The organism is Methylomonas sp. PHL2-19, from assembly GCF_059331595.1.
Window position 1 is genome coordinate 1 of sequence record NZ_CP196840.1, and the last position, 7,326, is coordinate 7,326.

Consider the following 7,326-nt stretch of genomic DNA (forward strand, 5'->3'; position numbering starts at 1 on the left):
GTTGACCCTTGAGAAGGCCTCACTAAATTGAGGTGCTATGTAATTTCTCAATAAGTTCAATCTTGAACCGGCCGGGCAGTAATTTTTTTTAAAATATGCTTGCAGGGTACGAAATTTTTAGCTAGATTACAAACCCAGTTGCATAGATGGTTAGTCTTGATTGAATTTGTTCCCCAGGCATTAGAAACACACCAAGTTCACGTGTTTTCGACAGACCTAGCTCGTAGGTATGGCGTGTAGGCCGGCAATAAACAAAACCTATCGGCACAGAAGGACCGCTTCAAGCGCTGGTTTTCTAAAGCGTTTCGCTATACATTTTTTAAATACGATCACTCAAGAGGGAAAACGATGAGCAGTTCTGTGTTGCGTGTGGGTAATCCCAAAATTCAGTTGGACATGGCCGCCATCAGGCGGCGTTTTTTTGCGGGGTTGCTTTTGGCCGGTCTGATGGGACCTGCCTGGGCAGGGTCTGTTACCTACACCTATGACACGCTGGGTCGTATTACCCAAGCCGCCTACAGCACGGGCGTCGTGATTGCCTATGTCTACGATGCCGCCGGCAATCGCAGTAGTTATGTGATCAGCGGCGCCCCTAGTTAGTCGAGTAAATTCCCTAGATTTTTTGCGTTAGAGGGCTTCGCCTATTCTCAGGCGAAGCCTTAGTGCGGCTGTTTGTTTTATTCAATATTTATTAAATCTAAAGGCTTGAAGGATCAGTTCTGACCGGCCCTGCACGAATGGAGTATACGGATATGTTACGTTGGCAAGTAAATAGTGTAGTTTCGCTCGCTTTGCTGTTGATGGTCGGGACGGTTCAGGCGGAGGGTAATATCTCGTTTGGCGGGGGAGTGCCGGCCGTGACCGATACGCCGACGACTTCATCAGTTAGAGGTAAAACTAAAAAGCCGGTCGCCGTAGCCGCACCTAGCGGACAAACAGTGCAGCTGCCCGGCGTTAATCGAGCTATTTTCACGCCGGTAACGCCACTGGAGTCCGAACAAGCCATACAAAGTCAGGCCTTACCCGCCGACTTAAATCAGCCTCAATCAGCAGCAGCACCGACCACCGATACACTATTAACCACCAGCGCGCTACGCATCAGCGGCGATACCGCGCCGACCGGTCCGGCCTCCATTGCCGAATTGGCCCGTGCGCTGAAAAATAATCCGGATTTGATCTACGAATACGTCCGCAACAACATCGAATACTATCCGATGTGGGGTGTGCAAAAAGGTGCGGTGGGGGCGATCCTTGATAGCCAAGGCACTGCTTTCGACCAAGCAACACTGATGGTGTCGTTATTGCGGCAAGCCGGATACACGGCCAGCTATGTCAAGGGTCGGGTCAACCTGACAGCCGCCCAAGTCAATACGTGGCTGGGCGTTGATACCTCGAATGTCTGTGCGGTTTTAAATCTTTTGGGTCAAGGTCAAGTGCCGATTGCCTCGGTAACCGCGACGGCGGCCGGCAGTTGTCCTGGTTCAACCGCCGCCTTGGTCAGCATGAAGTTCGATCATGTATGGGTCAAAGTCAATATTGGCGGTACCAATTACTACTTCGATCCTAGCTATAAACCGCACACAGTTAAGGCCGGGATTAATCTGACCACGGCCAGCGGCTACAACGCCGCCACCTATTTGACACAAGCGAAAACCGGCGCGACCCTAACGACAGATTATATCCAGGGGGTCAATCGCACCAATATTCGCAACAACTTGAACACCTATGCCACCAACCTGACCAATTATTTACGCACCAACCAACCTGCCGGTGCGCTGGATGATGCGGTGGGCGGCATGACCATTACGCCACATAGCGGCGGCAATCTGCGTCAAACCGTGCTGCCATACCAAGATACCACCGTGGCCCTAACCGAATGGGCCACGGATGTCCCGGCCAATTACAAGCCTACGCTGAGACTCCAATACCAAGGCATCGATAAAACCTACACCTCGGACGCGATTTACGGCAAACGCCTGACCATTACCTACAACGGCTCCAATCAACCGGTGTTGATGCTGGACGGTGTCGCACAAATGACGGGTACGGCAACCACGCCAGGTACCGTGGGTAATGTCAGTTTTACCGTGACCCATAGTGCTTACGCACAAACCTTCGCCAACCAGGCGTTCACCCAACAAATCAAAGCCGGCGGAACCTTTTTGATTGGTAACGGTTGGGGGCCGGCGGGTCGTGGTTTAGTTGAATTACACCAAAAACGGTTAGATGATGCTAAGGCTGCCGGGAATGCCGACACCTCTGAAGTGGTGCTAGGCTCCAGTTTGGCGACTTTGTCCTCAAGCTGGATCGCGCAAGTGAATGCGGCGGACTATGTGGCTGACCGTATCGCCAAAACCAATACCCTGTTCCACCACCAAATCGGGATCGCCGGTTACAACACGGCACCTTATGTCGACCTACCAGGCAACGTGCTGGGGGTGGTCAGCCAAACAGCTGATGCGGCTAAAGAGGCGGCGGTGTTCTTCAGCGACTCGATGCATTCCAGTATTTTCGAGTCCACAGCCGTACAACAGACTGCAGGGGTTGGTGCTGTATCCACCGTCAAGTTGATCGATATTGCGGCAACCAACAATGACAAGATTTTCAACGCTACCTCGGCCAACTATGCCTCGGCGGTGCAACCTAACCTGGTGTCGTGCGCGTCCTATTTGACATCATTTCAAAATACCGTGAATGCCGGTCACCGGTTGATTTTGCCAACCCGTTGTAACTTGGCCGAAGGCTCCTGGAGCGGGGTTGGCTACTTCGATATCCTGGCGTCCGGCAGTTCGACCAGTATCGGTTCGATTATCAGCGGCGGCCTGTTGGGCGGTTTTTCTATCAACACATTATCGTCATCCCTATTTAATGCTTCTGCGGATACTAGTGGTTTGAGTTTGGAACGTATCAGCAGTTATTTTAGTGGAGTCTATAACGATCCGATCGACACTTTCACAGGAAACTTCCTTTATGCCCATGATGATCTGAATACCGGTGTGGGTTCATTTCCTCATGCCCTGAGCTTCCAAAAACTGTATAGCTCCAGTGCCCGCAATCAAACTGGCGCCTTGGGCAAAGGTTGGACCCATAACTTTGCTTCAACGGCTGTGGTTAACTCCGATGGCTTCCAAGGGTTGGGTGAAGACTCGGCGCTGGATGCAGTGAATACCATCGTTGAAAAGCTGGTGTCCCTGGATCTATTGACCGATGCCGCCAAGCCGCTGGATAAAATGGTGGTGGCCACGGTCGGCCAACGCTGGTTCGGCGACCAGTTGCTCAGCAACACCGTGATTGTCAAACAAGGCCTGAACGGCGAAGTGTTCGTCAAACTGCCGGACGGTACCTACAACGCGCCTCCGGGCAGCGCTGCGCGTTTAATCAAAAACGCCGACAACACCTACAGCTATGAAACTCTGCACAAGGACAAACTCAACTTCAACGCAGCCGGCAAGATTGCCACCTTCAACCATGCCAGCGGCGTGCAGGTCAAATTCACCTACACCGGCAACGACCTGACCCAAGTGCAAAACAGCTTAGGCAGAACCCTGACCCTGACCAACACCTCGGGCCGGATCACCGCCGTGGGCGACGGTAGCCGCAGTATCGGCTATGCCTATGACGCCAGCGGCAACTTAATCACGTCTACCGACGCCACCGCGAAAAACACCACCTTCCAATACGACCTGCCGGGCCGCATCACCAAATTCTTCTATCCCAGCAATCCGACCGTGGCTTTCGCGACCAACGTCTATGACAGCCTGGGCCGGGTACAAACCCAAACCAACGCCAACGGCAAGCTTTACACCTATTACTTTGCCGGCAGCCGGTCCGAAGAGTTGGATCCCTTGGGCGGCAGCAAAGTCTCTTACTACGATAGTTTCGGCAAAGTCCTGAAATCCATCAATCCCTTGGGCAAGGTGGTGACCAACACCTACGACGGCCAAGAACGCTTGACCAAATCGGTCCTGCCCGAAGGCAACTACGTCACCTATACCTACGACGACGTCACCTGCGGCGGCACCACCAAACGCTGCACCCACAACGTCAAGACCGAAACCCGCGTCGCCAAAGCCGGTTCCGGACTGGCCAATCTGCTAACCAGCTATACCTACGAAAGCGCGTTCAACAACCTGGCTAGCGTTACCGACCCGAAAGGCAAAGTGACTAGCTACACCTACACCGCGCAAGGTCTGCCTTTCACCATCACTCGTCCCGTGGATGCCGCCGGCGTAGCCCCTATAACGACCTATGCCTACACCAGCTTCACCCCGGCCGGCTACACCGCGTTTTATTTGCCGACTGCGGTGACCGAGAAAACCACGGCGACCAACAGCGTCACCAACACCACGGCCTATAACGCCACCAACAAATACGTGCCGCAAACCGTGGTTGCCGATGCCGGTACCGGTAAGCTCAACCTGACCAGCACTTATACTTATGATGCGGTCGGTAACCTGACCCAAGTCAACGGCCCACGCACCGACGTCACCGACACCGTAGCCACCGCTTACGACAACCAACGGCGGCCGATACAGCTGACAAACGCCTTGGGTAAACTGACCAAGCAAGCTTACGACGCCGACGGCCGCCTGATCCGCAGCGCCGCGCAGATCGGTACCCAATGGCTGGTATCCTGCAACAGCTACACCCCGAGTGGCAAACTGCTGAAAGCCTGGGGTCCTGGCACCACCACGGCCGACACCACCTGTCCGGCCGCGGCCGCACCGGTCACCGTCGCCGACTACGTCTACGACAACCTGGATCGCCTGAATACCCTGACCGAAAACCTGCCGGCGGCCGACGGCGGCAACCGCGTCACCCAGACCGTCTACAACGCCGACGACAGTGTCCAGATCCTCAAAAAAGCCGTGGGCACCGGTATCGCGCAGAATTATGCGACCTACACCTACAGCAACAACGGCTTGGCCGTTACCGTCAAGGATGCCAAAAACCAGCTGACCACCTATCAATACGACGGTCACGACCGGAAACTGAAAACCTTGTATCCGGACAAAGTCACCGCCGGCGCCTCCTCGGCCACCGACTACGAACAGGTGGCCTACGACGCCAACAGCAACGTCACCAGCCTGCGCAAACGTAACGGTCAAAGCATTACCTTGGCCTACGACAACCTCAACCGTCTGCTGAGCCGGACCTATCCGACTGCCGCCGACAACATCAGCTTCAGTTACGACCTGTTGGGCCGTAAAACCGCCGCCAACAAAACCGGCTACGCCATCGGCTACGTCTACGACAACGCCGGCCGCCTGACCAGCACCACCGCCGGCGGCAAAACCCTGGCCTACCAATACGACCCGGCCGGCAACCGCACCCGCACCACCTGGCCGGAAGCCACCGCGTTCTACATCACCGCCAGCTACGACGCCCTCAACCGGCCGACCGCCCTGCTGGAGAACGGCACCGTCAGCCTGGCCAGCTATGCCTACGACGACCTGTCGCGGCGCACCACCGTCACCCTGGGTAACGGCACCACCACCGTCACCGGCTACGACGCGCAATCGGCGCTGGCCAGCCTGACCCAAAACCTGGCCGGCACCGCCCAGGACAACACCTGGAGCTACACCCGCAACCAGGTGCAAGACATCAAAGCGGCCAGCTGGACCAACAACAGCTACCAATGGACCGGCTACACCAACGGTACTCGGAGCTACACCGCCAACGGCCTGAACCAATACGCCACGGCCGCCGGCAGCACCTTAAGCTACGACGCCAACGGCAACCTGGGTGGCGACGGGGTGTGGACCTATGCCTACAACCTCGACAACCAGCTGACCAGCGCCAACAAAACCGGCTCGGCCAACAGCCTGGCCTACGACGGCGCCGGCCGCTTGAGTCAAACCACCCTGGCGGGCGTCGTCACCAACCTGAGCTACGACGGCAGCGACCTGGTGGCTGAATACAACAGCACCGGCACCCTGCTGAGACGCTACGTACACGGCCCTGGCGTTGACCAACCCTTAGTCTGGTACGAAGGCGCCGTCACCACCAACAAAACCTGGTTGTACAGCGACCACCAAGGCAGCATCGTCGCCACCGCCAACAGTGCCGGCACCAGTACCGCCACCTTGAGCTACGGCCCTTACGGCGAACCGAATGCCACCACCGGCGTCCGCTTCCGCTACACCGGCCAGCAGCTGATTGGCCCGCTCAACCTGTACTACTACAAAGCCCGGATGTACTCGCCCGCCATCGGCCGGTTCTTGCAGACCGATCCGATTGGCTACCAGGATGGCTTGAATCTGTATGCCTATGTGGGGAATAATCCGTTTAATCGCAATGATCCGAGCGGGTTGATTGCGGCTGATGCAAGGATGCTGGCGGGGAAAATTGGTGGAGATCTCACCTCGTTTCCGCCGGTACCTGCAAATTATTCGTCGACTAGAACACCGGAGACTGTACAGAAAGAATTCGATTTTGCGATGAATTTTGTCGGCATTGGCTCTGTGGGTAAAGTCACCAACAGCGTGACCAACGTGGTTTACCAAGGACTTGATTCGGCCGGTGTCGTTAGATATGTCGGTATTACCATGCGAGATGCCGCGATTAGATTTAACGAACATCTCAATTCAATAGGAACAGGTAAGGAATTTTTGAGGTATGACGTTATCGATGGCGCTGTAAATTTATTGAGAAGCGAAGCCAAAGTGATTGAACAACAGTTGATCGATAAATACGGTTTAGGAAAAGATGGTGGACAGCTTTTGAATAAAATCAATTCGATTGCTCCCGGTAAAAATTAAAAGCAATGCAGTATGGATTATTATGGCAAGAGTCGTTACTAAAATCGGGGATATATTTTGCGTCAAAGTCGACGACAGAACTAAGCAATACTTTCAATATATTGCTAATGATCTGACACAGCTAAACAGTGATGTCATTAGGGCGTTTAAAAAAACGTACCCTATTGACGAAAAGCCTAACTTGGCCGAAATTGTTAAAGATGAAGTTATCTTTTATGCCCACTGTGTGACTAATTTGGGTGTCAAGTTGGGCGTTTGGGAGAAGGTAGGTAAAGTACCATTTGATGGCGAAGTCAATGCGCTTTTCAGAGGCACCAATGATCATGGTCATAAACTTGGCGAGGAGCCAGTGAAAATATCTAATAATTGGTATGTCTGGAAAATCAATGAGGAATTTAGACGGGTAGGCAAATTAGAGGGCGACAATCAAAACGCTGAAATCGGTTTGGTTGTAAATCCTTTTGATATAGCGCATCGGATGCGAACCGGGGAATATGATTTCGTTTATCCTGGATATTAGAGAGGGCGGATTCAAAACAAGGCCGACGGAGGCCGTAAGTCGGAA

Annotated in this window: 3 protein-coding genes; all 3 read left to right on the top strand. The window is 54.1% G+C overall.

What is annotated here, in order from left to right; translation table 11 throughout:
• Window positions 1-348: 348 nt before the first annotated feature.
• Window positions 349-600, top strand: a complete 252-nt coding sequence (locus ACR02O_RS23180) for an RHS repeat domain-containing protein (protein WP_445369942.1) — start codon at window positions 349-351, stop codon at window positions 598-600.
• A 152-nt stretch (window positions 601-752) separates the two neighbouring features.
• Entirely contained in the window at window positions 753-6,761 is a 6,009-nt protein-coding gene (locus ACR02O_RS23185) for an RHS repeat-associated core domain-containing protein (protein WP_494523483.1), read from the top strand.
• Window positions 6,762-6,783: 22 nt separating this feature from the next.
• Window positions 6,784-7,281, top strand: a complete 498-nt coding sequence (locus ACR02O_RS23190) for an Imm26 family immunity protein (RefSeq protein WP_415878823.1) — start codon at window positions 6,784-6,786, stop codon at window positions 7,279-7,281.
• Window positions 7,282-7,326: the final 45 nt, after the last annotated feature.

Excerpts from the sequence above, each read along its gene's own strand:
- ACR02O_RS23190 (WP_415878823.1), top strand. The coding sequence starts at position 6,784 with ATGGCAAGAGTCGTTACTAAAATCGGGGATATATTTTGCGTCAAAGTC.
- ACR02O_RS23180 (WP_445369942.1), top strand. The coding sequence starts at position 349 with ATGAGCAGTTCTGTGTTGCGTGTGGGTAATCCCAAAATTCAGTTGGAC.
- ACR02O_RS23185 (WP_494523483.1), top strand. The coding sequence starts at position 753 with ATGTTACGTTGGCAAGTAAATAGTGTAGTTTCGCTCGCTTTGCTGTTG.